26 protein-coding genes and 1 tRNA gene are annotated in these 26,131 nt (G+C 59.4%); 11 read left to right on the forward strand and 16 right to left on the reverse strand.

The genetic code is table 11. From position 1 onward, the window contains the following. Positions 1-3: 3 nt before the first annotated feature. A complete protein-coding gene (locus SIB92_RS06930) occupies positions 4-2,364 on the reverse strand; it encodes a FecR domain-containing protein (protein WP_412555104.1) in 2,361 nt (786 codons plus the stop codon). 443 nt (positions 2,365-2,807) lie between these two features. Here SIB92_RS06930 and SIB92_RS06935 point away from each other — a divergent pair, with 443 nt between their 5' ends. Both SIB92_RS06935 and SIB92_RS06940 read left to right on the forward strand, forming a co-directional pair. Next, positions 2,808-4,385, forward strand: coding sequence for a hypothetical protein (locus SIB92_RS06935; protein ID WP_412555105.1), 1,578 nt, complete (start codon positions 2,808-2,810; stop codon positions 4,383-4,385). Positions 4,386-4,415: 30 nt separating this feature from the next. Then, a complete protein-coding gene (locus tag SIB92_RS06940; protein WP_412555106.1) occupies positions 4,416-4,787 on the forward strand; it encodes a hypothetical protein in 372 nt (123 codons plus the stop codon). Between the two features lie 15 nt (positions 4,788-4,802). Here the strand turns inward: SIB92_RS06940 and SIB92_RS06945 are convergent, their stop codons facing one another. Beyond that, positions 4,803-6,830, reverse strand: coding sequence for a BTAD domain-containing putative transcriptional regulator (locus SIB92_RS06945; RefSeq protein ID WP_412555107.1), 2,028 nt, complete (start codon positions 6,828-6,830; stop codon positions 4,803-4,805). Further along, positions 6,830-7,882 (reverse strand): YcaO-like family protein, encoded by a 1,053-nt coding sequence (locus tag SIB92_RS06950; RefSeq protein WP_412555108.1) that lies wholly within the window; start codon positions 7,880-7,882, stop codon positions 6,830-6,832. The genes SIB92_RS06945 and SIB92_RS06950 overlap by 1 nt, the downstream gene beginning before the upstream one ends. Before the next feature lie 147 nt (positions 7,883-8,029). Here SIB92_RS06950 and SIB92_RS06955 point away from each other — a divergent pair, with 147 nt between their 5' ends. Continuing rightward, positions 8,030-9,418 (forward strand): hypothetical protein, encoded by a 1,389-nt coding sequence (locus tag SIB92_RS06955; RefSeq protein ID WP_412555109.1) that lies wholly within the window; start codon positions 8,030-8,032, stop codon positions 9,416-9,418. 201 nt (positions 9,419-9,619) lie between these two features. On the opposite strand, the gene SIB92_RS06960 is transcribed toward SIB92_RS06955, so the two are convergent. Then, positions 9,620-9,696, reverse strand: a tRNA-His gene (locus SIB92_RS06960). Positions 9,697-9,738: 42 nt separating this feature from the next. Next, complete coding sequence (locus SIB92_RS06965; RefSeq protein ID WP_412555110.1) at positions 9,739-10,227, reverse strand: N-acetyltransferase family protein; 489 nt, start codon at positions 10,225-10,227, stop codon at positions 9,739-9,741. Positions 10,228-10,359: 132 nt separating this feature from the next. On the opposite strand from SIB92_RS06965, the gene SIB92_RS06970 reads away from it, so the two are divergent. Beyond that, positions 10,360-10,548, forward strand: coding sequence for a DUF6324 family protein (locus tag SIB92_RS06970; protein WP_412555111.1), 189 nt, complete (start codon positions 10,360-10,362; stop codon positions 10,546-10,548). A gap of 81 nt (positions 10,549-10,629) precedes the next feature. Here the strand turns inward: SIB92_RS06970 and SIB92_RS06975 are convergent, their stop codons facing one another. The 4 genes from SIB92_RS06975 to SIB92_RS06990 all read right to left on the reverse strand — a co-directional run bounded on the left by SIB92_RS06975 (position 10,630) and on the right by SIB92_RS06990 (position 13,351). Further along, a complete protein-coding gene (locus SIB92_RS06975) occupies positions 10,630-10,815 on the reverse strand; it encodes a hypothetical protein (protein WP_412555112.1) in 186 nt (61 codons plus the stop codon). Next, positions 10,812-11,285: an MmcB family DNA repair protein gene (locus SIB92_RS06980; RefSeq protein WP_412555113.1), complete on the reverse strand. Its 474-nt coding sequence runs from the start codon at positions 11,283-11,285 to the stop codon at positions 10,812-10,814. The genes SIB92_RS06975 and SIB92_RS06980 overlap by 4 nt, the downstream gene beginning before the upstream one ends. Before the next feature lie 260 nt (positions 11,286-11,545). Beyond that, positions 11,546-12,331: an ATP-grasp domain-containing protein gene (locus SIB92_RS06985; protein ID WP_412555114.1), complete on the reverse strand. Its 786-nt coding sequence runs from the start codon at positions 12,329-12,331 to the stop codon at positions 11,546-11,548. 123 nt (positions 12,332-12,454) lie between these two features. Then, positions 12,455-13,351 (reverse strand): cation diffusion facilitator family transporter, encoded by an 897-nt coding sequence (locus SIB92_RS06990; RefSeq protein ID WP_412555115.1) that lies wholly within the window; start codon positions 13,349-13,351, stop codon positions 12,455-12,457. A 191-nt stretch (positions 13,352-13,542) separates the two neighbouring features. Here SIB92_RS06990 and SIB92_RS06995 point away from each other — a divergent pair, with 191 nt between their 5' ends. From SIB92_RS06995 to SIB92_RS07005, 3 genes are all read left to right on the forward strand, one after another. Further along, complete coding sequence (locus SIB92_RS06995; RefSeq protein WP_294114198.1) at positions 13,543-13,887, forward strand: ArsR/SmtB family transcription factor; 345 nt, start codon at positions 13,543-13,545, stop codon at positions 13,885-13,887. Continuing rightward, entirely contained in the window at positions 13,880-14,299 is a 420-nt protein-coding gene (locus SIB92_RS07000; protein WP_412555116.1) for an SRPBCC family protein, read from the forward strand. The genes SIB92_RS06995 and SIB92_RS07000 overlap by 8 nt, the downstream gene beginning before the upstream one ends. Before the next feature lie 71 nt (positions 14,300-14,370). Further along, the gene (locus tag SIB92_RS07005; protein ID WP_412555117.1) at positions 14,371-15,063 is read left to right on the forward strand and encodes a nitroreductase family protein; all 693 of its coding nucleotides are present in this window, start codon (positions 14,371-14,373) and stop codon (positions 15,061-15,063) included. Here SIB92_RS07005 and SIB92_RS07010 read toward each other — a convergent pair whose 3' ends face one another. The 5 genes from SIB92_RS07010 to SIB92_RS07030 form a co-directional block, all read right to left on the reverse strand. Beyond that, on the reverse strand, positions 15,064-15,393 hold the full coding sequence (locus SIB92_RS07010) for a hypothetical protein (RefSeq protein WP_412555118.1): 330 nt from the start codon (positions 15,391-15,393) through the stop codon (positions 15,064-15,066). It abuts the gene before it with no gap. A gap of 160 nt (positions 15,394-15,553) precedes the next feature. Next, complete coding sequence (nusB, locus tag SIB92_RS07015; protein WP_294114194.1) at positions 15,554-16,024, reverse strand: transcription antitermination factor NusB; 471 nt, start codon at positions 16,022-16,024, stop codon at positions 15,554-15,556. After that, positions 16,021-16,572: a 6,7-dimethyl-8-ribityllumazine synthase gene (locus SIB92_RS07020; protein ID WP_412555119.1), complete on the reverse strand. Its 552-nt coding sequence runs from the start codon at positions 16,570-16,572 to the stop codon at positions 16,021-16,023. Before SIB92_RS07020 ends, nusB begins: the two co-directional genes overlap by 4 nt. A 3-nt stretch (positions 16,573-16,575) precedes the next feature. Next, positions 16,576-17,697: a 3,4-dihydroxy-2-butanone-4-phosphate synthase gene (gene ribB / locus SIB92_RS07025; protein WP_412555120.1), complete on the reverse strand. Its 1,122-nt coding sequence runs from the start codon at positions 17,695-17,697 to the stop codon at positions 16,576-16,578. 239 nt (positions 17,698-17,936) lie between these two features. Next, on the reverse strand, positions 17,937-18,653 hold the full coding sequence (locus SIB92_RS07030; RefSeq protein ID WP_412555121.1) for a glutathione S-transferase family protein: 717 nt from the start codon (positions 18,651-18,653) through the stop codon (positions 17,937-17,939). A gap of 149 nt (positions 18,654-18,802) precedes the next feature. Between SIB92_RS07030 and SIB92_RS07035 the strand changes: the two genes are divergently transcribed. Next, on the forward strand, positions 18,803-20,050 hold the full coding sequence (locus SIB92_RS07035) for a membrane dipeptidase (RefSeq protein ID WP_412555122.1): 1,248 nt from the start codon (positions 18,803-18,805) through the stop codon (positions 20,048-20,050). Between the two features lie 6 nt (positions 20,051-20,056). On the opposite strand, the gene sigZ is transcribed toward SIB92_RS07035, so the two are convergent. Then, a complete protein-coding gene (gene sigZ, locus SIB92_RS07040; RefSeq protein WP_412555123.1) occupies positions 20,057-20,620 on the reverse strand; it encodes an RNA polymerase sigma factor SigZ in 564 nt (187 codons plus the stop codon). 225 nt (positions 20,621-20,845) lie between these two features. Beyond that, positions 20,846-21,436, reverse strand: coding sequence for a riboflavin synthase (locus tag SIB92_RS07045; protein ID WP_412555124.1), 591 nt, complete (start codon positions 21,434-21,436; stop codon positions 20,846-20,848). A 150-nt stretch (positions 21,437-21,586) separates the two neighbouring features. Between SIB92_RS07045 and SIB92_RS07050 the strand changes: the two genes are divergently transcribed. The 3 genes from SIB92_RS07050 (at position 21,587) to SIB92_RS07060 (ending at position 26,131) form a co-directional block, all read left to right on the forward strand. Then, on the forward strand, positions 21,587-22,879 hold the full coding sequence (locus SIB92_RS07050) for a capsule biosynthesis protein (RefSeq protein WP_412555811.1): 1,293 nt from the start codon (positions 21,587-21,589) through the stop codon (positions 22,877-22,879). A gap of 133 nt (positions 22,880-23,012) precedes the next feature. Then, positions 23,013-24,122 (forward strand): polysaccharide biosynthesis/export family protein, encoded by a 1,110-nt coding sequence (locus tag SIB92_RS07055; RefSeq protein WP_412555125.1) that lies wholly within the window; start codon positions 23,013-23,015, stop codon positions 24,120-24,122. Positions 24,123-24,124: 2 nt separating this feature from the next. Continuing rightward, positions 24,125-26,131 (forward strand): capsular polysaccharide biosynthesis protein, encoded by a 2,007-nt coding sequence (locus tag SIB92_RS07060; RefSeq protein ID WP_412555126.1) that lies wholly within the window; start codon positions 24,125-24,127, stop codon positions 26,129-26,131.

A 26,131-nucleotide genomic window follows, 5' to 3' on the forward strand; every position in this document is an offset into this window, starting at 1 on the left:
TCTTCATCGGATCACCTCATTGCCAGCGTAGTCTTGCACCACCACCTCGATCAGACGCATCTCTCCCGGTGTCGGTGGCAGGCTTGCCCGGCATATGCCGCGGGCGCTGTCACAGCGCAGGTAGCCCTCAAACTCTTCGTCCCCGACCTCAACCAGATACGGCGCCGCCTGACGCAACCCGCTCACATCCTGTGCGGTGACAACAATCTCAACCGGCCCGCCCTCGCCCTGTGGCCGGGACAACCCTGCGTCCAAAATCTTTGGTGGTGTGAGATCCAGAAGCGTCTCAATCACAAGCACCCCAACGTTGCCCGCCGCATCCACCGCCCGCAGTTCCAGCAGGTTTTGCCCCTCCGTAAGCGCCGCCTGCATTGCAAAGCTGCCATCAAAGATGTCCTGCTTTGCGCCATTGAGTTCCAACGTGACAGCATCCCCAAGAGTGCCGGTCAGGTCGATGGCTTTGTCCGTGGTGGCGCGTGGCGGCGGCACATCCAGCACCAGTTCCGGCGCGGCGCTGTCCCGCACCACATCAAACGCCAACATCCCCGTAGACACCCCGCCTTCGGACAACACCTCCACGCTGAACCCGCGCGGGTCTTCCTCCACCGGCACCGTGATTGCCAAAACCCCACCCGCCGAAATGCGTGTGCGCCCGGCCTCGCTCCCCGCCGCATCGCGCAGGATCACCTCTTGCCCCGGCTTGGCCGAAGTGGCGGCCACAACCGTCATCTCGGCATTGCGGCTCACCAAATGGCCGTCGCCATCCCGCGCCAAATCCGGGTTGAGCGTCATCGTCGTCGCCACCCGAGGCACATAGCGCAACTGTCCGCGCTTCTCCGAGACATTACCCGCGGGATCTGTCGCCACCAGCAAAATCTGATTGGCCCCAGGCATGAGCGCCAATGTGGTTTCAAATCCCCCATCCGCAGCCACATCCACCGCAACGCCATTCACCGTGAGCGCCACGCCCGCCTCAGACGCGCCCAGCACCGCAACTTCTGGCACCTCGACCAACACGCCGTCCGACGGTGCCAACAGGGTCAGAAACGGCGGCGTGCTGTCCTGGCGCAATTCAAACCGGCGCACTTCGCTCCACTTGCCGGGCAACCCAAGGCCATCCAGAGCCGCGACCCGCCAATAGTGCGCACCGGGCGCCAGCCCTGCCACGTCAAAACTCAGGTCTTTCACGCCCCACTCGGTGGCAATCATCTGGTTGAACGCCGGATCCCCCGCCACCTCAAACCAATAACCACTGGCCTCCGGGTATTCCTGCCACGCCAGTTGCACACCTGCGCCATAGACATCCGCGCGATCCATCGGCGCGCTTAACAGTGGCCACTCCAGCACCTGCGCCCGCGTGGCCACGCCGTCCTCGGTGATCACCACCCCCTCGTCTTGGCCCAGCGACACTTTGGTGGCGTCGGCTTCAATGTCGAGCGACGCTGTGTCGTAGTTCACAAACAGCGCCTTATCGGCCTCTTTCTTGATCCAGAAATCATCACTGTCGGTGGTGGTCTGAATGCCCGGCACATCAATCTCAAAACTGTCGCGATCCGACAACTGATTGAGCAGCGCATAGAAATCCCCATTCGCCAGCGACACTTTGGTGACCTCTTTGCCCGTGAGAGGGTCAGAGCGCATCCGTTGAATGGTGGCGTTGGAGTTGGGGTTCAGGCGCAGCCGGCTCAGATCCCGGAAAGTCACCTGTGTGGTAGAATTGGTCAGCGTGCGCAGCTTCTCAAATTCAATCAGCACATCATTCAAGTCCCGATCCGACCAAGCCGCCTCCGCAGGCTCCCGCCCTTCCACACGCCCATGAATGTCGGTGATCAGCGCCTCCGCCGCGCGGTCCCGTTGCGCAAGCGCAATTTCAAACGCCTCGGTGGCGTGGCCCGTGGCTGAGGCCGCAAAGCGCACCACTTTGCGCCAGGCCCCGTCCCCACGCGCGCCGATCGCGGACTCTCGATCCGCAATGGCCGCACCAATCTCCTCTGGCGCAAACAGCCGAGCGCCTTCTGAGGTGGCCTTCTGGATCGCCACCAAAGCCTCGGCCAGCGCCGCATCCGCTGCCGCCACTTGCGCCACCGGTATCTGCAACACCGCACCCGGCACAAGGTCCGCAGGTGAGGCCAATTTGTTGATCTGCAAAACCGTCGGCCAAAGGTCAGGATCGTTGAGATGCCGCGCCACAAAATCGCGTAGGGTCTCATCGCCGTCATAGGCCACTTCGGTGTAGGGCACCTCCAACGGGTCCACGTCTGCCGATACCACCGGCGCGAGAGTTCCCACCACGCAGGCGGCCAGCAGGCCAAACCAACGCACAATTGTCTTCCAAGGGTTTTGGTCGTCCGCAGGAACACACATGCCTGCACTCCCAAAAAGGGCCGTGAAAAGAAATTATGGTTAATAGGTCGTTTAATCGTTCTACAGCTTGGAACGCCGCGCAAGAATTTTACCGTGTGGAACATCCATTGGCGCCTTAAAGGAAACAAAGACGCCAAATTCTGGGGCATTCCCCTCAATTCGGAAACAGACTACGCGCTTTGCTCCAATTCTCCAATGGGGTTTGGCTCAGAAAACCGGGTCCTAACCTATCAATAGCAGCAGCCTGACTTGGTGAAAGCCGCAGCATTCAGGCGTTAACAAATCGTGATTCCGCTAACGTGACCTTGTCACATGTGACACACCACACCGCACTTCCCCCTTATTTTCCTCGCTACAGTGCGAAACTGCGCGCGCCAGATACAATTTATCTCAAATTCGAATTTCTCGTTAGAGTGGTCTCAGCAATCAAAAGGACTGAGCCAATGTCGCACCGTGATCTCGAAGTTGACGACGTCTTCGCCGCCTCAGGCGAAGCCCCCCAAGCCTCCCCCCTTACCGAAGAGATGACGATCTACCTCGCGACCCTGCTCAACAACAACAACAGCTCGACCAATGCGTCCAAGGGCTTCCTCAACACCCCAAACGGTAGCCACCTCGGTGTCCCGGCTGGCTATTCCTATCTGTTCCAACTCGCCGGTCATGACCTGGTGTTCAGTTCGTTGGTCCCGCGCAGCTTTGATGACTTCGGCGGCAGCTCCCAAAACCTACGTCAGGAAAAGCTCGCATTGGAAACCTTGTTTGGCGGCGGTCCCATTGTCTGCCCGCACGCTTTTGACATGAACCAAAGCGACGGCACCCATCGGCTTCGTCTTGGCAAGTTCCGCCCCGCAGGCCGCATGTCCGATGACCGCCTGGCACCGGCCGCCGACCTGCCCCGCAATCGTTACAATTCGGACACCCCGGACGCAGATGGCCCCTTTACCGATGTGTTGATTCCGGACTCCCGCAATGACGACAACAACATCCTGGCGCAGCTCACCGCCTTCTTTCACGCGGTCTACAACACGCTTGTGGCGCAAACGGCAACCGTGCCAATGCCGGGCACGCAAGACCCAATCCCGCCGCACCACCGCTCCCGCGTGGCGCGCCTCGCGACCGCACGCATCTACCGCCGTATCCTGCGCCACGACCTGCTGCCTCGCATCATGCCCGCCAATGTGCTGGCTCTGTTTGACAGCGATCCAACGCTGGAACCGCTCGGCCGCGATGCTTCAGAGACAAACGACCTCTTTGCCTACGGCATCGCCCGCATGGCTCACAGCATGGTGCGCCCGGAATACATGCTGAACAACGGCGTTGGCGATCATGACCTTGGCGAGGTTGATCTGCGCAAGATCATCAACCACTCCTCCCTGCATGAACCCGGCATGGTGCCCACGCCAATTGACTGGAAAATTGACTGGAACCTATTCTTCACCGCAACCGGCGCGCCTTTGGCAGACAACTTCAACTGGGCGATCCGCTTTGGCCCGCACACAGCGGACGGCATGACACTGCCCACCGCTGGTAAACCCACCAAAGCCACCTACCCCGCAGGCACCGCCATGCGTGATCTAGTGCGCGAAAAATGGATTGGCCTGGGCCGCGTGCAGGACCTGATCCAATCCGCCGCTGCCGCGCTCACCGCCCAGGGCCTCGCAGTGCCCTTTGATGCCGCCACCCACTATGACCGCATCGCCACCACCGGCATGGCCGCGCTCGAAGCCGCCGTGCGTCCAGGCCACAAACCGCCCATGTCCGATGCGGACAAAGCCACCATCACCGCCAACCTGCCGCTTGTGACCTTCCTCGCCCTTGAGGCGCAGATCGACGGCTCAAACGGCGCGACCTACGGCCCGCTCGGCGGGTTGATCCTCGGCGCGGCATTCCGGCCAGTCTTTACCGACGACACACCAACAAGCACGGACGCCCACATCGCCTTGGCGCTTGAACAAGCCGCCTATGGCACCACGCCCATCCGTGACATGCCCACGTTGGTAGCAACCACCAACATCACCTGAACACCACTGTCTAAACAAGGAGGACAACCAATGGATCCCTATGAGATCAAAATCAAAAATTACCTGAAGATGGGAGAAATCCTGCAAGGCTGGGCGCGCAATGCGGACACGGTCCCTGCCACCGTGGGCGACTTCCGGGCGCAGGTGCCCAGCAACGTGGCCGAACTGGCCGAAGAGTTCAAAGACGCAGATCCGCTGCAAATCTTCAACGCGCCGGATCAGAAGGTGGTGAGTATCATGCTGCCGCACCCGGACGACCTCGATCTGCCACCGCCGAGCCCCTACACCTTGCCGGATTTCTACGACGAAGCCTATGACGCAACGCTGGTCACCCCGCCGGAGGAAGAGCACAACTTCCGCTCCAAGCGCATCGCCGACTATGCGCTGCGCAAATGCGTGTAACACCGTATTAATGCATCAGGATGTGCCGGGATCCACTTGATATCCAAGGACAATTTCATCGCCCTGAATCAAATCAGGCACCGGCATATCCGCCAAGCGCAACCCGTCCCGCAGCGCAAGCCAGACCTTGCGATTGCGGATTGGGAAGCCCGACACCAGCCAGCGCGTGATCTCCGCCCGCTCCGGCGGCCCTTCCGCCACCCAATTGGCCCGCGCAATGCTCTCAAACCGTCGCGCCACCGAAGCGGCCTCAGGCAACCGCCCCACCAGCCCCAACGCGGACGCATGCCAAGCCGGCACGTCGTGGGAAATCTCCTCAGACTTCTCGGACGCCGCAATACAGCCTTCGTAATCCCCGGCCATAAACCGCGTCGCCGCAACGTAGCTCCAATGCGAGGGTTGCAACCGGAACTTCAGCTTGAACAGCAAATCCAGCAAGCGGCTTGAGGCCTCCATCTGATCGCAAAACGCCAGTCCTACCGCCGAAGAGGTCATCGTCCAGGGATCGTTTTCGTTGTATTGAAACGCCAGATCAAAGGCCAATTCCGCCTGTTCAAACTGCCGCGACATGGCTGCGGACCACCCCATGGCCAACTGCCCCCGACTGTCCATCGGGTCCAACTCAATCGCGCGCCGTGCCAAGCGCAGCCCTTCGACATGCATGTCCGGTGAACTGTACAGCCCCGGAAAGGAAATCTGCCGCATGTTCTCAATAGACGCGCGGCTGGAATAGGCCCGACTGAACTCCGGATAGTCCCGGATCAAGTCATCCAGCAACCCTTCCGCCGTATTCCAGCCCTCCAAGGTGAACTGCAAAATATATCCCTGCGCCTCGACCCAACGTTCATAGGCGCTTGGCGCAGTCGTATTGGTGGCAATCAACGGGCCTTTGAAGGCGGACAGATGCAGGTTCAACGCGACCGCAAGGCGCTCCGCCGCCCCCGGGCCTTCCACTAAGGTGATCTGCCCCGCATCGGTCAGCGCCTCTGACCACAGCAGCTCACCAGTGCCACGATCGGACAGCACCGCGCGGCAGGCCAATGCGCCGCCCCGATCCTGTGGCTGCAACACCAACGCATAACTCGCGGCGCCCGGCTCCCCCACCTGGGCCTGCTCTGCCATCAGCGCCGCATCAAAAATCTGCCATTCCCGAAAGCGCGAAAGATTTGCACAGAGCGCCTGACGCAATGCCTCCGCTTCCCCCGCGCGCTCTGCGGAGAGATGCGCATAGTTGGGCTGCGCCACTACAATCACTGGCCGCAAGGTCTTGGGCGCCTGTGATTTCTCCGGTGACTTGATGTCAATCACCAGCTGCTGCGTTTCTTCAGATGGCTCCTCGCCATACTCCTGATCCAGCAGGCTCCACAGCGACTGATACACGGTCAGCGCATTCGCCAGCTGCCCGCTTTTCCAATAGGCCTTGATCAACCGCCGCGCCGCGCCCTCATCCGCCGGATCCATGCCTGCAACAAACTGCAAGACCTCCAACCGCGCCTCTTGCGTGCCCGCCCGATCCGCAGCTGCGTTCAGACGATGGCGCATCAAGCCGCAAACATGCTGCACGGCCTCACTCACACGGGAGGCAAATACGTCATTGATTTCCACCTGATCGCGGTCAAACTGCGCCAACTTCTGCGGATCGATCTGCATCACAGCAGCCATGTTCCCCTGCTCCGCTGCATCCAGAAGCTCATCTAGGTCCACTGACACCCGCTCCGGCGCCAGCCAGATGTCACTGCGATCGGTGAACACGCCGTCAAAACCAGCATCAGTGAGCGCTGCTTTTAACGCCCAGACCGCGTTGCGCAGACTGGTTTGCGCCGCTGTTTCCGAACTGTCCGGCCACAGCACTCCGCGCAATTTCTCCCGAGTCATCCGCAAGTCTGGTGACAGGGACAACAACACCAAAATCGCCGCTGCTTTCTTCTTCTTGATGTCAACGCGCACGTCACCACAGCGGGCCTGAAACCCGCCAATCACATCAATCCGAAGCCGCTGCAACGCCCTGTCCGGCGTCGCAGAATTGGTCTGGTCCCGCTCCATTAATACAGAGATCCCTGCGTCCGTCGTTCTGTCCCCAACAGCGCCGCCTGAAACCTGGGGCAAACATGAGTTTCCCGCCCTGGCTGCAACGCCGCACTCACTGCTTTGATGACCCGAAATTGCCCGCCAACACAACCCAGATCAACAATACCAATCCCATTCTCTTGGATAAGGCTGGGCCACTCGCCTCTTGCGATAGCGTTGCGTGCCAGCACTTGCGTTCTGAGTGGGGTGCTTTGACCAACCATCTGCGTTTCCAGAAGCTGCAAAGTCAGCGTGTCCACTGACCGCCTTGAACCCGCATCATCGCTTTCACCACCACGGGAACGCTCCAACACGCGGCCAAACTCAGCCGCGCCCAGCTCACGCAACGCTGATCCCAGCGCACCTTCCAGCGAGGCGCCCGCCGCCGCCCCAAAGCAAAACTCGCCTCCACTCAGGTCAAAGGAGACAGCCACAACCACCGGCACGCCGGTATCACAGGTCACATCCAAAACCCGCGTTTGCCGCTCCGGCCGCGCTCCAAGCGCCTCCAAAACCTGCGCATCAGCCTCCGTCAACAACGTTGCCTGTGTTGCCCCGCCCCACCAATGCGCTGCCGCATCGCGCTCAAACAACTCCAGCGCCCCGTGTAAAACCGCAGTCTCCCAATCCGTATGCGCCGCCAGCCCTTCCGAAAAGCCCGCGGTCTCCGAGGAAGACAGCGGCAAGACCTCCCGCGCCACTTGCACAACTTCGGATCCACCCAAGTCCAACGCTGGAATATCTCTGTCGCATGGCAACCTCAGTACGGCCTGCCGCAGTCCCAACTGCTCCGCCGCCTCCCCGGCCAACCGCACCAGCGCATCTTCGCTGCTAGCCCCAGCACCAGACACCGGCGTGCCATCCGGCAACACACCGCCCGCGACCACCATCTTAGGCACCGCCTTGGGGCAACCGACAAATACATAGTCCAACTGCGCCAACACCCCGCGGCAAAACGCCGGGACTTCCTCAGGCAGCGCCATCTCTCCGCCCAATGGCCGTTCAAACTCACGCAACGCCGTGAACATTCTACCCCGATTCCCCCTAAGCGCGCCGTTTCCCACACAAATCCCACTACCTCACAGCCAACAATTCAAGGCGATTAACGCAAATCACGCAAGAATAACGGTGGGTTTGGCAAGTTTGTTTCAAAGACGACAAATGAGGAGGTTCCAATGTCCCGCCCCCGCCCAACAGAGAGCACATCCGCCGCGCAAACCGCCGCCATCGACGCCCGCCAGGACGCACTGGAGGCCCTGCGCGAGATGTACCGAGACCGCGCCGATGTGACCGGCTATGACATTGGGTTCAAGCGGGTTGGCGGTCTGGCCACCACCAAAGTCTGCCTGCGGGTGCATGTCACCTCCAAACTTCCGGAAGATGAACTGGACCCCGCCAAACGCATTGTGCGTCGCATCAATGGATTTCCGGTGGATGTGGTCACCAGCACCTACAAGGTGCACCGGGATCAGGGCGACAGCCAAAACACCTACGCCGCCACGCTTTTGTCCGGCAGCCCCTGCCAACGGCGCGGCGCCAATGCCGGCACCATAGGTGCCATTGCCATTGACCGCGCCAGTGGCAAAGCCGGCATCCTGTCCAACTGGCACGTGTTGTCCTCCCCGGAAGGCGCCGACAGCGATCTGGTCTATGGGCACAGCACAGCTGATCTGCCGATCGCGCGGCTGAACAAATCCATGTTGTCGCGCCACGGCGATGCCGCCTTTGCCACGCTCACCGGTGCGACCCCATGGCATCCGACTTTAAAACAGCTCAACCTGCCTTTGACCGGCGTGGCACCGACTGCACTGGGGCGAATCCTGTGCAAATTCGGCCGTACCACCGGCCTGACCCGCGCGCGGGTGGACGGCATTGGCACCTACAAGGTGGTGCATACGCAGCGCAACGGCCGCAGCAAAACCGTGGAGATCGACGGCTTCCGACTGATCCCGCAAGACCTCGCCGCCCCGCATGCGACGCTCACCCTGCCCGGGGACAGCGGCGCTTGCTGGATTGACCCGGACACAGGTGATGCGGTTGGTCTGCATATGGCAGGCGAAGGCGAGGACTGGCCCGGGGGAGACTGCGCGCTAGCCTGTCATATGGATCGGGTGATGGAACGTCTGGACCTGCGGCTTGCCACACTTTGTGATCTAAACTCTGCCACCGGAGGCCCATCCGATGCCGCAAAATCCGTCTCCGCCTTGCACATGGTGCCAGGTATGATGCGCCCGGCCGCAGCCTTTGCCCCGCAAACTGTCGGGGATCCCAGCCGCATTTTCAGTGTGCAGGGCAACATTTGGACCGAGTTTCTCAACACCATGCTGGCACAGCACCCCGAGTTTGCCCAAATCCCGTTCGACATCGAAGACGCGGTTGCCGACTACTTCGGCTACGGCACATCCGGAGAAGCGCTGCACGCCATAGTGCTCGCCTCTTCTGCGTTCCTGCGCGACGGCGCCGTGCCAGATCAGGACATTCTCACCAAAGAAGTGACCTTCCGAGGGGTCTGCTTCCGCATCGCCGAAGCTTACCGAGCCCGCGGCTATTGTGTGACCGCCTAGGTCCGAGAGCCGACGGACACGTCTTGTTGATGGGTCATCCCCCCATCGACATCCATTGACGCACTCACATCCCCATAGGTGCGTCAATCTTCGGGGTGGTTGCAGGGTCTGTCCTCCCTCAACCGCCCCACATTTCCGACACAGGACAAAGCCCCGCACAGCAGCGCAGTAAGTTTGGCGAGAAGAATAAAAGGGGGGGGGTGGTACCGCCTCTCCGGCTCGAACGGAGGACCCCTGGTTCCACAAACCAGTGCTCTAACCAACTGAGCTAAGGCGGCAACAAGGGCGGTTTACCGTCCCCGTTCGGGGGATGCAAGCACCTAAAATGTAATTTTGTAGGTTTGTTCGATCAGACTGCACCCAAAGCTTGTCACCGGCTTCTCCGCCTCAAGCGCAAAGCCGTTTTTTTCATAAAGCGCACAGGCTGCGGCGTGGCTTTTGTGGGTCCAGAGCGTCATCCCGTCATAGCCCACGCCCCGCGCAAACCCCAAACATGTGTCCAACAGATGCTGCCCCAGGCCGAATCCCCGCGCCTGCGGTAGCACCAGAAACAGACGCAGCTTGGCCCAGCTCGGTTGCGGACTTTCCACACAGAATATGCTGCCCAACCGGTGCCCGTCATGCGCCGCCACCCAGCCGCGCTCGCGCACATCATCATGTTCCAGCAGGAACCGGCGCAGAATGGTCTCCACTAAGGGTCCAAAACTGTCGTCAAACCCCTCGTCCCGCGCATAGAGCGTGGCATGGGCCTCTACCAGCCAATCGAGATCCGCCTCCGCAAAGGGACGCAGCGTGATATTGCCAATCATGATCGCTCCCCCGTCCGTTCTGGACGCACCACCAACCGCAGTATTCTTGCCTTTGGTCCCCGATCACGATACCCGATTTCCCAACGTAAGAGAACGCGCCCCGCGGGGCCCCACATCCGCCAGGAGACAGACATGGGCATCAACACCGAAAGCGACATCGAAGCCAACCTGCAAATCGGCCCGACAGATCAGGGCTTTGTGCGGATTTACATCGAAGGGGCAGGCATTGAGATCCCAATGGATTTTGATCCCGAAGAAGCCGAAGAAATTGCCGAAGAAATCCGTGCGGCCGCTGCCACCGCGCGCCAGATGGCAAAGTAAACGCACAGGAGGGGCCAGCCCCTCCGCCGCAGCACGCTGCACCTCTTCCCCGGGATATTTGGGGACTGAGAATGTTCAGGGTCAGGTGAGGATTTCGCCTGGCCCTTTGAGTTCAAATCCGGTGATCTCAAATTCATAGTACCCGTTGCGGTCGCCTTTTTCTGCGCGCGCAATCAGTTTGCCTTCTGTGTTGTGGAACACCGCATGCACGGTATGGATCGCGCGGTAACACCAATCGCCATCCGGATAGTAAAACTTGACCATCATAGGCCGTCCTCCTCATTTGGCATCGGCGACAGCTTGGGATCGCGAAAGCGCTGAAGACGCCGCGCCGCGTCGGTGGCAAACTTCTGGATCATCTTTTTACGCCGCGCCGGGGCCAGCTTGTCCTCCGGCGCCATGCGAATGATTTCCGCGTCATAAGCATCTGCAAAGATCAGCCCCGTGCCCTCCGGCAACAAATCGGTCGGAAACTCCGTGTCCACCGCCCAGAAATACCGATCACACCACTCCAGATAGCCCTGCCATTTGTTGTCAGATTGAAAATCGGCCCGGCTGGATTTGCATTCAATCACCCAAAGCTCGCCTTTGGGCCCCAGCGCCATCACATCCACGCGCAAGCCCCGCGCCGGCACAAACTCCTCAATCGAGACATAGCCATGGCTGCGCAGGTGGCGACTAACTCCACGGGCAAGCAATTGGCCGGGCTGCAAGGCGATGAGGGATGTGTCTTCCATGAGGGTAGCGTGAACATTTGGAGAACAAATTGCAAGGGGCGATTTGCGCCCCCTGCCCCTTGCACCGTCCCTGCGCTGCGCCTAGATAGAGGGTCGGCGGGTGCTGCCCTTCTCGTGATACGGTTGCATTCCGGTGGCCTTAAGCAATTCCGAGGGAGCTGGCTCTGTCCTGGTCCTGGCCTGGTTACCTGGCGCCCACCTGTATATACAGGTCCTCGGGAATGAGATAACCACACGGCTGCGTTTGCGGGCCCGCCACTTTACACCTCACACAGTCGCTCTATTGCATGGATCAAAGGCTCCAAGTCCGCTGCATAGAAGCCGGCGGCATTGATGCCGTTTGTCTCGATAATACGCAGTCCTCTTTCTGTTCGACAAATATCCATCACGTAAGCAGGCGCATACCCACTGTTAAGCTGCGCCATCTTCTGTCCAAAACGAAGTGCGTCCTCCGGTATGTCATGCACATAGCCAACCTGCCCCGACTGCTTGTAGCGCGAGTAGGTGACAATGCAGTCCGCAACCACCCAAAGGCGCCATTCCTCGTCAATGGCTTGCGGTTCTGTCAACATGACCATCGTGTCCGCCCGCAGGGAGCCAACCGGCAGTTCATCTTCTGGCAAGGCGGCTACGCGCGCCGACAAATCCGCAATCTCTTGAGCCGCCATCACCCGCCCAGGGATTTCTTTGCTATCTTCCACCGGTCGTAAAAACCAAAGCCTGTCCACCCCATCGAGACGACTTGCGCACTCGCCAAACGGCATCACCTGCGCATCCGCGCCATTTAGCAAAAACGGATGCCAAACAGACTGCTGAAGAAACGGTGCGATACGGAATACTCCAGGTTTTAACCCCTGTGCTTCAGCATATTTCCACATACTATAAGCCCCGAACAAGACCACGGCCTGCGGATCCTTAATCACCGGCGGAGGCGCCAGTTCTCCTACAAACGGTACAATTTTGTGCCAACTGACATCTCGCCCCAATGACGTGAGCGCATCCCCAAGTTTCCGTGTGTCTTCAAAATCTTGCAGCACCCATTGCATGTTGTGCACCTGTATTTCAAATCTCTTGCACGATAGACAGACACAACCCCGCGTCAATCAATCCTCACAAATTCAAATTAGAATGCAGCTATTGATTGTCCCGTTGCAAAGTAAATCTCTTGCTCATTCCGGCTCTAGCCCACTTGCCTCCAGCATGTCATCCGGCTCCACGTGAATTGTCGTGCGTGCCTCGGGAATTTGCGCCTGAATGCTGTCCTCAATCGCGTCGCAGATCTCATGGGCGCGGTGCACGGTCATGTGTCCATCAACCACCAGATGAAACTCGATGAACACCACCCGACCAGCGCGCCGTGTTCTCAGGTCATGAATTTGCAAAGCACCTTGGGAGGCCCCTCGCACAGCGGTCTCAATCACCTCACGTTCCTCGGACGCCACCGACGAATCCATCAGATCACCGGCGGAGGAGACCACAACTTTCCAGCCTTCTCGGAGAATGTTGAGCGCCACCACAGCCGCAAGAAGTGAGTCCAGGATGTGCCACTCGGTCACAGCAACCAGCATCAATCCCACCAAAACACCTGCCGTGGTCCAAACGTCTGTCATCAAGTGACGCCCGTTGGCCTCCAGTGCAGGCGAGCGCCGCTTTTGCCCTGCCCCAATCAAGACCCGCGCCCAAACGAAGTTCAGCACCAGAGCAACACCGCTCACGCCCAAACCAATGGCACCGATCTCCGGGTGGGCCGTCGCACCAAGGGCCATCACAGCCTCCTGCAAAATCAAGACCGCCGCCACCACAATGAGCGAGCCTTCGGCAATGGCAGAGAAATTCTCTGCCTTGTGATGCCCAAAGGGATGCCCTTTGTCCGCCGGCCGTTCCGCAAACCAAATTGCCCCCCAAGCCAACACGGCCCCGGCCACATTCACAAAGGATTCCATCGCATCGGAATACAGAGCAACTGACCCGGTGAGGCGCCAGGCGACGATTTTCATAGCAAGCACAGCAAGCGCGACAAGGATGCTACCCGTGGCCAGAGCCTGAGAGGAAAGTCTACGTGCCACGAGCCTGAAAACACCTGTATTTTTGGATTTCTAACGTCTCCTGCACTGTTGCCCGTCTTTGAGGTGTCGCACAACCCGCGAGGTGACACCTGCGACACCCTTCCCCCAAAACCCCTGAACATGCTTGACTCAATACCAAATGGTATCATATATATTGAGATACCAAATGGTATCACTTGAGCGAGACAGCTATGCCCGACGCCTTACAACCCGTGTTCCGCGCCCTTGGCGACCCTACCCGTCGCGACATCCTGCGCCTGTTAGGCCAGGAACCCATGACCATCGCAGAGGTGGCCGACAACTTTGCCATGACCCGCGCCGCCGTGAAGAAACACCTTGTGGTGCTCAGCGACGGTGGGTTGATCACCGTTGCCCCGCGCGGCCGGGAAAAAGTCAATTCTCTCAACGCATTGGCGCTCAAACCTGCGTTGGAGTGGATGGGCTGGTTTGACCAGTTCTGGGACGACCGTCTCGACGCATTGAAAACTGCAATTGAAAAGGAAACGACAGATGACACTGGACACAACAATGGCTGAACTTTCTCAGGACACCACCATTCGCAAATCGGTCTTTCTGGCTGCGCCCAAGGCCCGCGTCTGGGAGTTCCTGACCAAAGCGGACCTGCTCAACGAATGGTTCCACCCCGCGGAACAGGACCTTGCTGAGGGGGAAGACTACACACTGCGCTCGCAAAAAGACGGCGACCGCATGTGTTGGGGCAAAGTGGTCGAAGCTCGCCCGCATGACTACATGAAGTGGGATTTCACCGTTGGCCCGATGAACGGCAGCATGAGCACTGTGGAGTGGGAACTGACTGAGGCCCCCGGCGGCACCCGCCTGACGTTGATCCACTCTGGCCTGCCTACCGACGTGGATGGATTTGGCCTTGTCATGGCTCTGGATAAAGGCTGGCACGGCTTCCTGTCCAATCTGCACAGCATGGAATGACCCCGGTTGCGGCGGCCCTTGCGCCGCCGCGCCACATCCCTAAGCTCGCTGGCAACTAAAAGGAGCCAGCCATGTTTTCCCGCGACGCCCTCGCCTATGACCCGATCCCCCTGCCCGATCATGTTGACTTGGATGACGCGGCATCCCGCAAAGCGGCGCAGGCGTTTTTTGATGTCATGGCACAGCGCCACACCGTGCGCGACTATGACACCACACCGATCCCACGCGACATCATCGAAACCTGTATCAAGACCGCTGGCCGCGCGCCCTCTGGCGCCAATCACCAGCCGTGGAGCTTTGCCGCAATTTCCAATCCAGCGCTCAAGGCCCGCATCCGGGCGGAGGCCGAGGAAGAAGAGCGCAAGTTTTATGACGGCGGCGCCGGGGATGAATGGATCAAAGCACTCGAGCCCATCGGCACCAACGACCACAAACCCCATCTGACAGATGCGCCGTGGCTGATTGTGGTCTTTGCCCAACGCTATGGCGAGTTTGAGGACGGCACCCGCTACAAGAACTACTATGTGCCGGAGAGCGTCGGCATTGCTTGCGGCTTCCTGATTGCCGCCCTGCACCACGCGGGCCTATCGGTGCTGACCCACACGCCCAACCCGATGAAATTTCTCAACGGCACGCTGAACCGCCCAGCGTCCGAAAAGCCAATCATGATCCTCGCCGTTGGCAAGGCACGCGCAGACGCCCAAGTACCCGCGGTCGCGAAAATCAAAAAACCTTTGGAAGAGATCCTGACAGTCTGGGAGTGATCAGCGACGGATCTGACGCTGTTGCCGGGTGCGGCGGTCAATCTTGACCGGCACCGGCTCCGCCAGCATCACCGGCAGCGCGCTGCGCTTGCCACCACCAGGCTGGCTGTCATCCTTCATGCGCATGATCGCAATGCCAAACTGCACCCCGGCAAAGACAATGCCGTTGAGCACCCACATGACGATCACCGCCAAAATGCCTTCAGAGCTACTGCTCACCAGGTGCCAGAGATTGGCCACGTTAAAATACAGCAGCATCGCCACAAAAGCGGCGGAAATGGCGAACCCGATGGCCACCTGACGGATGTAGAGTGAAATCAGCTTTGGCATGGCAGTGCCTCCTCACACACCATTAAACGACAGCCGTTTCAAAACGGCAAGTCACAGCTGCGCGACACATTGGCCGCACCTGGGCCAAAGCGCAAAAAACGCGCAACCTTCCGATTGCGCGCCACAGTGACTTAGCAAAGTTAACGGAGGATAAACCGCCCTAAAACGCCTCTGGCTTGGCTTCGCGCGCCATGTGATCCAGCACCGCGTTCACAAATTTGCCCTCTTTGCCGTCCGGGAAGAAGGCGTTGGCAATCGCCACATATTCAGTGATCGCCACTTTGGCTGGCACGTCGCTTTGCAACAGCTCGGCACCCGCCGCACGGAACAGCGCCCGCAGGGTTGGGTCGATCCGATCAATTGGCCACTTCGCCACCAGAGCGCGGTCGGTCATCTGGTCAATCGGCGCCTGATAGTTCACCGCATCTTCGATGGTTTTGCGGAAGTGATCCACATCGCCTTCGATCATGTCAGTGCCATCGTCCACCTCGGCACCAAACCGGTGATCCAGAAACTCCACCCGCACCTGATCCACGGTCTGGCCGGAGTGCTCCATCTGAAAGAGCGCCTGCACCGCATAAAGGCGGGAAGCGGATTTCATCTTGCGTTTCTGGTTACCGGATAGGGTCATGCCGTCGGATTGTCCTTGAGTTCACCAGCGATCTTGATTTCCTCAGAAGCGGGCATAAAGCCGACTCCCTTGCGCTGAGCGCCCCACTTACGGCTCAACGCCACAAGATGCAAGGCCGCAGCCGCCGCGCCGCAGCCTTTGTTTTGATCCTTAGGATCGGCACGCACTTCGGCCTGCTTGCGGTTTTCCACGGTCAAGATGCCATTGCCAATGCACAGACCTTGCAGGCCCAAGAGTTGGATCGCGCGCGAGCTGTCGTTGCACACGGTTTCATAGTGTGTAGTTTCACCCCGAATGACACAGCCCAAAGCCACATAGCCATCAAAGTTGCTCATGCGCTCGGCGATGCCAATTGCGGTTGGGATTTCGAGCGCGCCGGGCACTTCAACCACCTCATAGGTGCCACCTACCGCTTCGATCTCGGCCACAGCACCGGCGAGCATATTGTCGGCGATGTCCTTGTAATAAGGCGACATCACAATCGCCAGCTTCACCGGCTTATCAAATTCCGCACGCGGCATGATGTAGTGTTTTTCAGCGCCAGCCATGACTTATTCCTCCGTCAGGATCGGGCGTGTGCCCACAATGGACAGCCCATAGGCGTCCAGACCAAGATACTTTGTTTGCGGACTGTCCGTCAGCAGGATCAGCTCAGAACAGCCCAGATTGGACAGGATCTGCGCGCCCAGACCGGTGCGCTTCACCGTGCGTGGGCCTTCGTCCTCTTCCGCATAAAGGCTGTGGCGTACTTCGCGGAACAGGCAGACAACGCCCCGGCCCTCTTCGGCAATCTTGCGCATCGCCGCAGGCAACTCGTTTACAGACTTCGGGCCCAAACCCAATACATCGCTCGCTTCATGCAACGCATGGGTCCGCGCCAGAACCGGTGCATCGGTGCTAATGTCGCCTTTGATCATCACAACGTGCTCAATGCCGTGGATCTGGTCGGTGAAAATCCGCATCTCCCAGTCGCCGCCATACTCAGACGTCACAGTTTCGCGCGAGGTTTCAACCACCTCATTGTCGTTGCGCGAGCGATAGGCGATCAGATCGCTGATCGTACCAATCTTCATGTCGTGCTTCTTGGCAAACTCGACCAACTCCGGCAGACGCGACATGGTGCCGTCTTCGTTCATGATCTCACAGATCACCGCGCTGGGGTGACAGCCGGCCAGACGGGAAATATCCACCGACGCTTCGGTGTGCCCAGCCCGCACCAGCACGCCGCCACGCTTGGCGCGCAGCGGGAACACGTGACCCGGCGTGGCAATTGCCGCCATGGTGTTCTGCTCGTTGATCGCCGTGGCAATGGTCAGCGCGCGGTCGCCGGCAGAAATCCCGGTGCTCACCCCTTCGCGCGCCTCAATCGACACGGTGAAGGCGGTTTCGTGACGGGACGAGTTGTTCACCGCCATCATCGGCAGGCCCAGACGGTCAATGCGCTCGGCCGTCATTGGCAGACAGATCAGCCCGCGCCCGTGCGTGGCCATGAAGTTGATCGCATCCGCGTCGGCAAATTCGGCCGGGATGATCAGATCGCCTTCGTTCTCGCGATCTTCATGGTCCACAAGGATATACATCTTGCCCGCTTTGGCGTCGGCAATGATCTCTTCAATTGGGCTGATCGCGTCGCGCAGGCTCTGCTCAACGGGTCCGGGCTGTTCAAAGGACATAAGGTCTCTCCGCTTGGTTGCGGCTGAGATAGACTATGCGGCAAGCGATTGCCAGTGCAGCCACGACGCCCCGGCGCTCAAAAACGCAACGGCATTGTGCGCGGATGCGCAAGCACGCGGGTGTTTGCGCTCACTTTTGGGTTGGCAGTCAGGCTCAGCCTGTGCTGAGCCTGAAAAGGGGCGCTGCCCCTTCTTGGCGATGCCAATTCATCCCCGGGATATTTGGGGAAGGAGAAGACTTAACAGCACCCAGAAGCGGCGGTTCCGCAGCCCCTTACCGCGGCCACGTGCGGCGCTTCGTCTTTCATCCCGCGCCCAAGATAGGTCACATCCGCCAGATAGAAGCTGGTGAAGGCCTCTTCAAAGTCCTCGGAAACCGCTTTCTGCGCCAGGCCAGTTTCCATGATCGCTGCCTGCCAGGCCTGGGTTTTGGGACGCCCTTCGAGAAAATCATAGCCGGTGTGATCCGTGATGATCTGCGCCCGGTGCAGCAGCACCAGCCAGGCAATATCCACGACACCGATTTGCTCACCGCCGAAGAACGGCCCCTCGCCAAGCGCCTCTTCGATCTTGTCAAAGGCTGTGCCAAGTTTCGCCGATTTCTCCGCCAAGGTTTCCGCATCCCGGCTGCGCATGGTGCCACATTGCACAAGGTAATTCTTTGCCGCCAAGTAACTCCACGCTCGGTTCAACGCCTTCTGCTCCAGCGAGACATTCGCCTGAAGCGGTGCATACGCCTCTTCGATATACTCAATGATGGCCTCACTCTCAAACAGCGCCACGCCACCCTCGGTCACCATCACCGGCACCTGCCCATTGGGCGAGATGTCCAAAAACCACTGTGGCTTGTCCGACAGCGAGATGTACTCGACCTGATAGTCCAACCCTTTGGCCTCCAGCAGCGCCGTGACCCGTTGCACAAACGGGCAGATTTTGAAGCTTACAATTCTGATCATTGTCTTTGTCCTTTTGATCTCTTTGACCTGAAGACGCGCGGGACCGGGAAAAGACGACGGATTTCTCAAACTTTTCTCATCAGCCTTGGTTTTTCTGCGATCCCTCCGCATACTGCCTTTAAATTTCACGTATTTTTTTGGAGAGCCCCATGTCTTTGCGCACTGTATCTTTTGCCGCCCTGGCCGCCGCCTGCCTCGCCCTGCCTGCCTTTGGCAGCGAAGAAAGTAAAACCTGGGAGGCCAGCCCGGAAGCCACGCAGTTTGTGAAAGACACCATTGTGCTTGGCATGTTGGCCAGCCCCTACGGCACCGGCTGGACCGAATATGAGCAGTTACACAGCTACTTCCAACGGGCGCGAGACAACGGCATCACCGGCCATGAAATGACCCTCGCCGCCGCCGACATGTCCTGGGAGACCTTTCTGGAGCAGCACTACCACTTCCGCGCCGCCATGGCGCAGCAGCCGGAAAACTACCTTATTGTGAACGAAACCCGCGACATCGAGGCCGCGCATCTTCAAGGCAAAACCGCGGTGATCTGGAACAGCCAGACCGCCACCATCCTCAACGGCGATCTGAAAAAGATGGCGGCCCTCAAGGACATTGGCATAAAATCCATGATCCTCGCTTACAACGACATCTTCCGCACTGGCTCTGGCCAGTTGGCCGCCCAAAATGGTCGCGACATTGGCCTCACGCCGTGGGGCAAAAAGGTGATCGATGAAATGGTGCGCTTTGGCATCTTATTGGATCTCAGCCACACCGGGTCCAAAACCGCCAATGACGCCATGGACTACATGGATGAAACCTACCCCGGCGTGCCTTACGTTTACACCCACTCCGTCCCGGCGGGTCTCTACAAAAATGAACCCGATGCCACGCCGCAAGGCTGCTACCGCACCATCCCCGATGACGAAGCCCTGCGCGCGGCCAAATCCGGCGGCTACATCTCGCCCACATTTACGGAATGGATGATGGACGGCATCTGGCCGGACAACATCTCCCCTACACAGGCCGCGGACATGATCGACTACTATGTGAAGCTGGTGGGCGTGGACCACGTCGGCATCGCCACCGATGACATGTTCTCCACCCAGCTGGTGGTCGACTTCGCCAAAGCCAACGCTGACATGTACAACGACGGCGGCTATATGATCGACGCGTTTAACAAAGGCGCCACCGGCAACGGCGAACTCGCGAAAATCCTCGCCGCCATCACCGACGATCTCTGGGGGCGCGGCTACACCAACGAAGACCTCGCCAAAATCTACGGCGGCAACAAGATGCGCGTCTTTGCCCAGGTTTGGGAAGGCAAACCACCAGAACAGTTCCTGCAAGAATATCCCGAACGCCTGCGCCTGCGTCAGGAGTTGGAAGGCAAGTTCTTCAACCGCTGATCTGGCTCAACACCCGCCACAACGCTTTTCTCTGGGCGTCGCCTCCAGGATCTCTCCCTTGGCGCCCAGCTCTAACGCACAGCAGGCCCGATACTGCTCCGCCATCTTCTCCCGCGCGGCCTTCACGCGGGATTTGAGCGTGCTGTAGGCCAATCCCATTTCAGCGGCGACCTCTTTCTGACGCCGCCCGTCCAAGTCCACCGCCCGCAGCAGCTCCGCATCTTCCTCAGGCAGCGCAGATAGAAACACGCGCACGCAGCCCTCCAACTCCCGCAGCGCACCCGCTTCTTCAGCGTCGCCGTACCAAAGGTCATCCGCATTCACCGCCTGTGCCTTGCCTCGCGCGCGGTAAAAATCCACCGTCGCGTTGCGTGCCACCTGAAACAGCCAGGCCCTTAGCGCCGCCGGATCACGGACGTCAGACAAATGCGCATGGGTCTTGATCAGGATGTCCTGCAGCAAGTCATCCACATCCGCCTCATTGGCCACCCGCTTGCGCAGAAAGCCCCGCAAGGCACCGCTGTAGTTCTGCCAAATCTGATCCAGCTGCATCTCACCTGTCCCGCGCATTGCTCCCCCAAAAATTGGGGCGTTGAATGACAGACTGCAAGACCCGCCTCTAAATGCACGGTCCAGCATTCACAGTCCCAAAATATCCCGGGGGTCTGGGGGCTGGCCCCCGGCCTTCAAAATCTTAACGCCAGCCACCGATGCAACAGGCGCCAAAAACGCACCTCCGCAAAACAGCTGCGATACAGACGCTATACCGACGTGTTGCCTCCACCGTTCGATGGCTTAAGACGACATCTCCGCAAGCCGCGCCACATAGCGCGCCAAGGTGTCAATCTCGAGGTTGATCTTGTCGCCGACTTTGGCATGCCCCCAGGTGGTGACCTCTTTGGTGTGCGGAATGATATTCACGCCAAAGTCACAGCCATCGACCTCATTCACCGTCAAAGACGTGCCATTCAGCGCCACAGAGCCTTTGGGCGCAATGAATTTTGCCAGGCTTTCCGGGGCTTTGAAAGTAAACCGCGTGCTGTCACCCTCGTCCTTCATAGCGACAATTTCCGCCACGCCATCGACATGGCCGGACACGATATGCCCACCCAACTCGTCGCCCACTTTCAAAGCGCGTTCCAGGTTCACCAGCCGGCCTTCACGCCAATCGCCAAGATTAGTTTTGGAGACGGTTTCCGCTGAAATTTCAACATCATACCAGTCATCCCCGAGGGCAATCACTGTGAGACACACCCCATCGCTGGCAATCGATGCGCCCAGCTCAATGCCTTTGGTGTCATAGGCCGTCTTGATGCGCGCCTTCAGATCGCCGCGCTGCTCCAGGGCAACAATTTCGCCAACGTCAGTGATAATTCCGGTAAACACGGGCCGCGCTCCATAGCTGTGATCGGCCTAAGACCTACAGCCCGAACCGCCCCAAGACAAGCCGCCCAAGCCGCAGCAAGTCATGACCATATTTTTGCCACGCCGCTGGGCTAACATTCCCTTAAGAGAAGGCGTATAGGTTTGACCGTTATGACAATTCCGTCCGGCGACAACAAAGTGTTCCTGTTCCTGCAAGGCCCCCATGGGCCGTTTTTTGCAGCGCTGGCACGTATGTTGCGCCGCTCTGGCGCCACAGTCTGGCGAGTTGGGTTTAACGCCGGGGATCGCGCCTTCTGGCCGCATCAAAAAAGCTTCATTCCTTATCTGGACACACCCGAGGCCTGGCCGGAGACTTACAAAAAGATCCTGACGGGCAAAGGTGTTACCGACATCGTGCTCTATGGCGACGTGCGCCCGATCCATGCACAGGCGGTGGAAATCGCCAAAGCCGCTGGCATCCGCGTGCATGTCTTTGAAGAGGGCTATCTGCGCCCCTATTGGGTCACCTATGAGCGCGGCGGCTCCAACGGCAACTCCCGCCTGATGAACATGGACATCGCACAGATGGAAAAAGCGCTGGAAGGCTCGGATATGGAAACGCCGATGCCGCCGGGCCATTGGGGAGACATGCGCCACCACGTCTTCTACGGCGCGCTCTACCATTGGTTTGTGATGTTCACCAACCGCAAGTTCCGTAATTTCAAACCGCACCGATCCCTTTCGGTCACACGCGAATTTCAGCTGTATTTGCAACGACTTCTGCTGATGCCGTTTCACGCCATCGAACGCCGCATCGCCACGCTGCGCATCCGTTACGGCGGATTCCCGTATCATCTGGCATTGCTGCAACTCGAACACGACAGCAGTTTTCAGAAGCACTCACCGTTTGACACGATGACCGACTTTCTGTCGCTGGTGATCGAAAATTTCGCAGAAAGAGCGCCACAGCATCACCATCTGGTGTTCAAAGCCCACCCTCTTGAGGATGGCCGCGTGCCCCTACGCAAAGAAATCCGCAAGTTGTCTGCGCAGTTCGGCGTGTCCGAACGTGTGCACTACGTGCGCGGCGGCAAGCTTGCGCAGCTCCTGAATGACACCCGCACCGCCGTCACCGTGAACTCCACCGCCGCCCAACAGGTGCTCTGGCGTGGCATTCCGATCAAGGCCTTTGGCGACGCGGTGTTCAACCAGCCCGAGTTTGTCAGCACGCAGTCTTTGCCGGAATTTTTCGCCGCTGCCATGCGGCCCGACAACCGCGCCTACAAAACTTATCGCCGCTATCTGCTTGAAACCAGTCAGGTTCCCGGCGGTTTTTACTCCGCGCGTGGCCGCCGCCGTTTGATGCGCCAGGTGGTGGACATGATGCTGTCGGACCACGACCCGTATCAGGCGTTGGCGGCCGGCACAGCGGCACCACGGCAACAGTTGCGTCTGGTGAAGTAGCGACCACAAGGTCTAGCGCTGGATTTTTGGTTAGGATTTCTGTAAGTTGTCTCAAAAAACTGAGGCAGAATAATCAGGTCGAGGAGACCGAGCAGTGAAATCCTTTGCATCCCGATGGGGGAAGTGCGCCGTAGTGTTGACTCTGGCGAGCACCGTTGCAGCGTGTAACCTTGTGCCGCGCTCCGGCCCCAACAAAAGCGAAATCTACGCGGGTTCCGTGCAGAAAGAAGGCGATGCCTTTATTGTTGAAGTGAACGACCGCGTGTCGCGCGCCACCGCCGTGGTGCCTGCGCTTGGTTTCTCCGACAGCTTCAAAAACGCCGGCCAACTTGGCTCCGATACGATTCGCCCTGGCGACATCTTGGCCCTGACGATTTGGGAAAACGTCGACAAACCGCTTCTCGGTCCTGAGGGCCAAGTGGCTGCGGTGCTTGAAGAAGTTCAGGTTGATGGCGCCGGCTTTATCTTTGTGCCCTACGCCGGCCGCATCCGCGCCGCTGGCAACACGCCCGAAGGCATCCGCCGCATCATCTCCGCCAAACTCGAAGAGCAGACCCCGGACCCACAGGTCGAAGTCCGCCGCGCTGCCGGTGACGGCTCCACCGTCTCGCTGGTGGGCACCGTGGGCGCGCAAGGCGTCTACCCCATCGAACGCCCAACCCGCACACTGTCCACCATGCTGGCGCAGGCTGGCGGTGTGACCATCGTGCCGGAGATCGCCCAGATCACTGTTCTGCGCGGTAAGGAAACCGGCCAAATCTGGTTCCAGGACCTGTATGACAACCCGGAACTCGACATCGCCCTGCGCGGCGGCGACCGCATTCTGGTCGAAGAAGACACCCGCGCTTTCACCGCCCTTGGTGCCACAGGCACCCAGAGCCGCGTGAACTTCTTCACCAAAGACCTCTCCGCGATTGAGGCCATTGCTCAGGTGGGCGGCTTGCTTGCCACCTCCAGTGACCCAACCGGCGTGTTCATCTTCCGCAACGAAGCGGACGTGGTTGCCAACAATGTGTTGGGCCGCAAAGATCTCGATGGCGCACAGCGCATGGTCTACGTGCTGAACCTGACCAAGCCAAACGGCATGTTCACCGCCCGTGACTTCATCGTCCGCGACGGCGATACGCTCTACGTGACCGAAGCACCAATCACCACATGGAACAAAACCATTGCGGCCATCACCGGCACGCTGACCTCGGCTGACACATTGCTGGCCGTTGGCGGCATCAGCACAGGTGGCTAACCTTGCTTGACTCCACAACCGAAGAAGCCGCCGGGAACACCAATCCCCGGCGGCTTTTTGCATTCAATGGCGGTTTCTTTTTCCAGAAACGCCTACGGCGCATTCTGTCGCTCGCGGGCTATGAGCTGCGCTTTGGCCGCCCCACGTCCGACGACCTGATCGCGATCTGGGGCAACAGCCCCACGGCCCATCGTGGCCACGCTATGGCGGAAAAGACCGGCGCATCGCAACTTTATGTCGAAGACGCCTTCCTACGCTCCCTCTTCCCCGGACGCACTGGCAAAGAGCCCCCGATCGGCCTGATGATCGATGGCACCTGTCCGCATTTCGACCCAAGCCAACCCTCTGACCTAGAACGCCTTCTCAAGCACGAACCGCTGGACGACACGGTCCTTTTGAACCGCGCCCGTGGCGCCATTGAACGGCTCAAGGAAACCCACCTCACAAAGTACGCCGCGGTTGATCCGGACCTGCCTGCGCCTGATCCGGGCTATGTGCTGGTGATCGACCAAACCCGTGATGATGCCGCCGTGACGGCCTCTGGAGCCAATGATCTGCGCTTCCAAGAGATGCTGGTGATGGCGCAAGAAGAAAACCCCGGCGCGCGCATTCTGATCAAGACCCACCCAGAAACCCAGAACGGCGCCCGCGCGGGTTACTACGGTGAAAAAGACACCCGCGACAACGTCGCGCTCTACACCGATCCTATCAGCCCCTGGATACTGCTTGACGGTGCCATTGCCGTCTACACGGTCTCCTCACAACTTGGCTTCGAAGCCATTCTCGCCGGTCACAAACCGCGCATTTTTGGCCAACCATTCTACGCCGGCTGGGAGCTTACACAGGACGAGTTCCCGCTCTACCGCCGCCAACGCCGCCTGACCCGCGCGCAACTTTTTGCTGCCGCAATGATCCTTTACCCAACATGGTATGATCCCTGCCGTGACAAGCTCTGCGCACTCGAAGACAGCCTCGAACAACTCGCCGCCCAATCCCGCACGTGGCGCGAGGATCGCCACGGCTGGAATGCCTATGGCATGCGCTTGTGGAAACGCAAACCGCTGCAAAAGTTCTTTGGCCAACATAAGGCGCTGACCTTCGACAAAACGCGCAACTCCTGCCCCACAATGGTCTGGGCCAGTAAACCCGGGCCGGAGGGTGCCACACGGATCGAAGACGGTTTCCTACGGTCTCGTGGTCTTGGCGCAGAACTGGTGCCGCCGCTGTCTTTGGTCTGCGACGACCTCGGCATCTACTACAACCCGACGCAGCAAAGCCGCCTTGAAACGCTCATCGCCAAGCGCGCGACATTGCGTCCAGATCAACAGCTCCGTGCCGAACGGCTGATCAAAGCCCTGAAAAAACATCGCATTACCAAGTACAACCTTGGTGGCACCTCCTTCGATCTACCCGATGGTCACCGCATTCTGGTGCCTGGCCAGGTCGAGGACGACGCCTCCATCCTCACCGGCACCACTGGTGTCACGAACAACCTCACCCTGCTGAAAGCCGCCCGTGCCGCCAACCCAACTGCGCGCATTCTTTACAAGCCCCACCCCGATGTCGAAGCCGGCCTGCGCAAAGGCCGTATTGCCCGCGAAGATGCAGAGGCTTTGGCCGACATGGTGCTGGTTCAGGCCGACATGGCGGCGCTACTTGAAGAGGTTGATGAAGTCTGGACCATGACTTCACTGACGGGGTTCGAAGCGCTGCTGCACGGCTGCAAAGTCACCACATTGGGTGCGCCGTTCTACGCAGGTTGGGGCCTCACAGATGATCGCGGTGATATTCCCGCGCGCCGCACAGCCCAGCTCAGACTCGAAGGCTTGGTACACGCTGCACTGATCGACTACCCGCGTTATCGCGACCCCGTGTCCGGCCTGCCCTGTCCTGTAGAAGTGGCGCTGGAGCGACTTGCCACCGGAGACATCCCCCACCCCGGTTGGGGCAACCGTCTGCTGTCAAAACTGCAAGGCCGGTTCGCCAGTTATCAATCGCTCTGGCGGTGA

The organism is Shimia sp. MIT1388 (assembly GCF_047124445.1).
In the GTDB taxonomy this organism is placed as follows: Bacteria; Pseudomonadota; Alphaproteobacteria; order Rhodobacterales; family Rhodobacteraceae; genus Shimia.

Bases quoted from the DNA above. Each gene is read 5' to 3' on its own strand.
- SIB92_RS06930 (WP_412555104.1), bottom strand. From the start codon at position 2,364: ATGTGTGTTCCTGCGGACGACCAAAACCCTTGGAAGACAATTGTGCGT.
- SIB92_RS06935 (WP_412555105.1), top strand. From the start codon at position 2,808: ATGTCGCACCGTGATCTCGAAGTTGACGACGTCTTCGCCGCCTCAGGC.
- SIB92_RS06940 (WP_412555106.1), top strand. From the start codon at position 4,416: ATGGATCCCTATGAGATCAAAATCAAAAATTACCTGAAGATGGGAGAA.
- SIB92_RS06945 (WP_412555107.1), bottom strand. From the start codon at position 6,830: ATGGAGCGGGACCAGACCAATTCTGCGACGCCGGACAGGGCGTTGCAG.
- SIB92_RS06950 (WP_412555108.1), bottom strand. From the start codon at position 7,882: ATGTTCACGGCGTTGCGTGAGTTTGAACGGCCATTGGGCGGAGAGATG.
- SIB92_RS06955 (WP_412555109.1), top strand. From the start codon at position 8,030: ATGTCCCGCCCCCGCCCAACAGAGAGCACATCCGCCGCGCAAACCGCC.
- SIB92_RS06965 (WP_412555110.1), bottom strand. From the start codon at position 10,227: ATGATTGGCAATATCACGCTGCGTCCCTTTGCGGAGGCGGATCTCGAT.
- SIB92_RS06970 (WP_412555111.1), top strand. From the start codon at position 10,360: ATGGGCATCAACACCGAAAGCGACATCGAAGCCAACCTGCAAATCGGC.
- SIB92_RS06975 (WP_412555112.1), bottom strand. From the start codon at position 10,815: ATGATGGTCAAGTTTTACTATCCGGATGGCGATTGGTGTTACCGCGCG.
- SIB92_RS06980 (WP_412555113.1), bottom strand. From the start codon at position 11,285: ATGGAAGACACATCCCTCATCGCCTTGCAGCCCGGCCAATTGCTTGCC.
- SIB92_RS06985 (WP_412555114.1), bottom strand. From the start codon at position 12,331: ATGCAATGGGTGCTGCAAGATTTTGAAGACACACGGAAACTTGGGGAT.
- SIB92_RS06995 (WP_294114198.1), top strand. From the start codon at position 13,543: ATGCCCGACGCCTTACAACCCGTGTTCCGCGCCCTTGGCGACCCTACC.
- SIB92_RS07000 (WP_412555116.1), top strand. From the start codon at position 13,880: ATGGCTGAACTTTCTCAGGACACCACCATTCGCAAATCGGTCTTTCTG.
- SIB92_RS07005 (WP_412555117.1), top strand. From the start codon at position 14,371: ATGTTTTCCCGCGACGCCCTCGCCTATGACCCGATCCCCCTGCCCGAT.
- SIB92_RS07010 (WP_412555118.1), bottom strand. From the start codon at position 15,393: ATGCCAAAGCTGATTTCACTCTACATCCGTCAGGTGGCCATCGGGTTC.
- nusB (WP_294114194.1), bottom strand. From the start codon at position 16,024: ATGACCCTATCCGGTAACCAGAAACGCAAGATGAAATCCGCTTCCCGC.
- SIB92_RS07020 (WP_412555119.1), bottom strand. From the start codon at position 16,572: ATGGCTGGCGCTGAAAAACACTACATCATGCCGCGTGCGGAATTTGAT.
- ribB (WP_412555120.1), bottom strand. From the start codon at position 17,697: ATGTCCTTTGAACAGCCCGGACCCGTTGAGCAGAGCCTGCGCGACGCG.
- SIB92_RS07030 (WP_412555121.1), bottom strand. From the start codon at position 18,653: ATGATCAGAATTGTAAGCTTCAAAATCTGCCCGTTTGTGCAACGGGTC.
- SIB92_RS07035 (WP_412555122.1), top strand. From the start codon at position 18,803: ATGTCTTTGCGCACTGTATCTTTTGCCGCCCTGGCCGCCGCCTGCCTC.
- sigZ (WP_412555123.1), bottom strand. From the start codon at position 20,620: ATGCGCGGGACAGGTGAGATGCAGCTGGATCAGATTTGGCAGAACTAC.
- SIB92_RS07050 (WP_412555811.1), top strand. From the start codon at position 21,587: ATGACAATTCCGTCCGGCGACAACAAAGTGTTCCTGTTCCTGCAAGGC.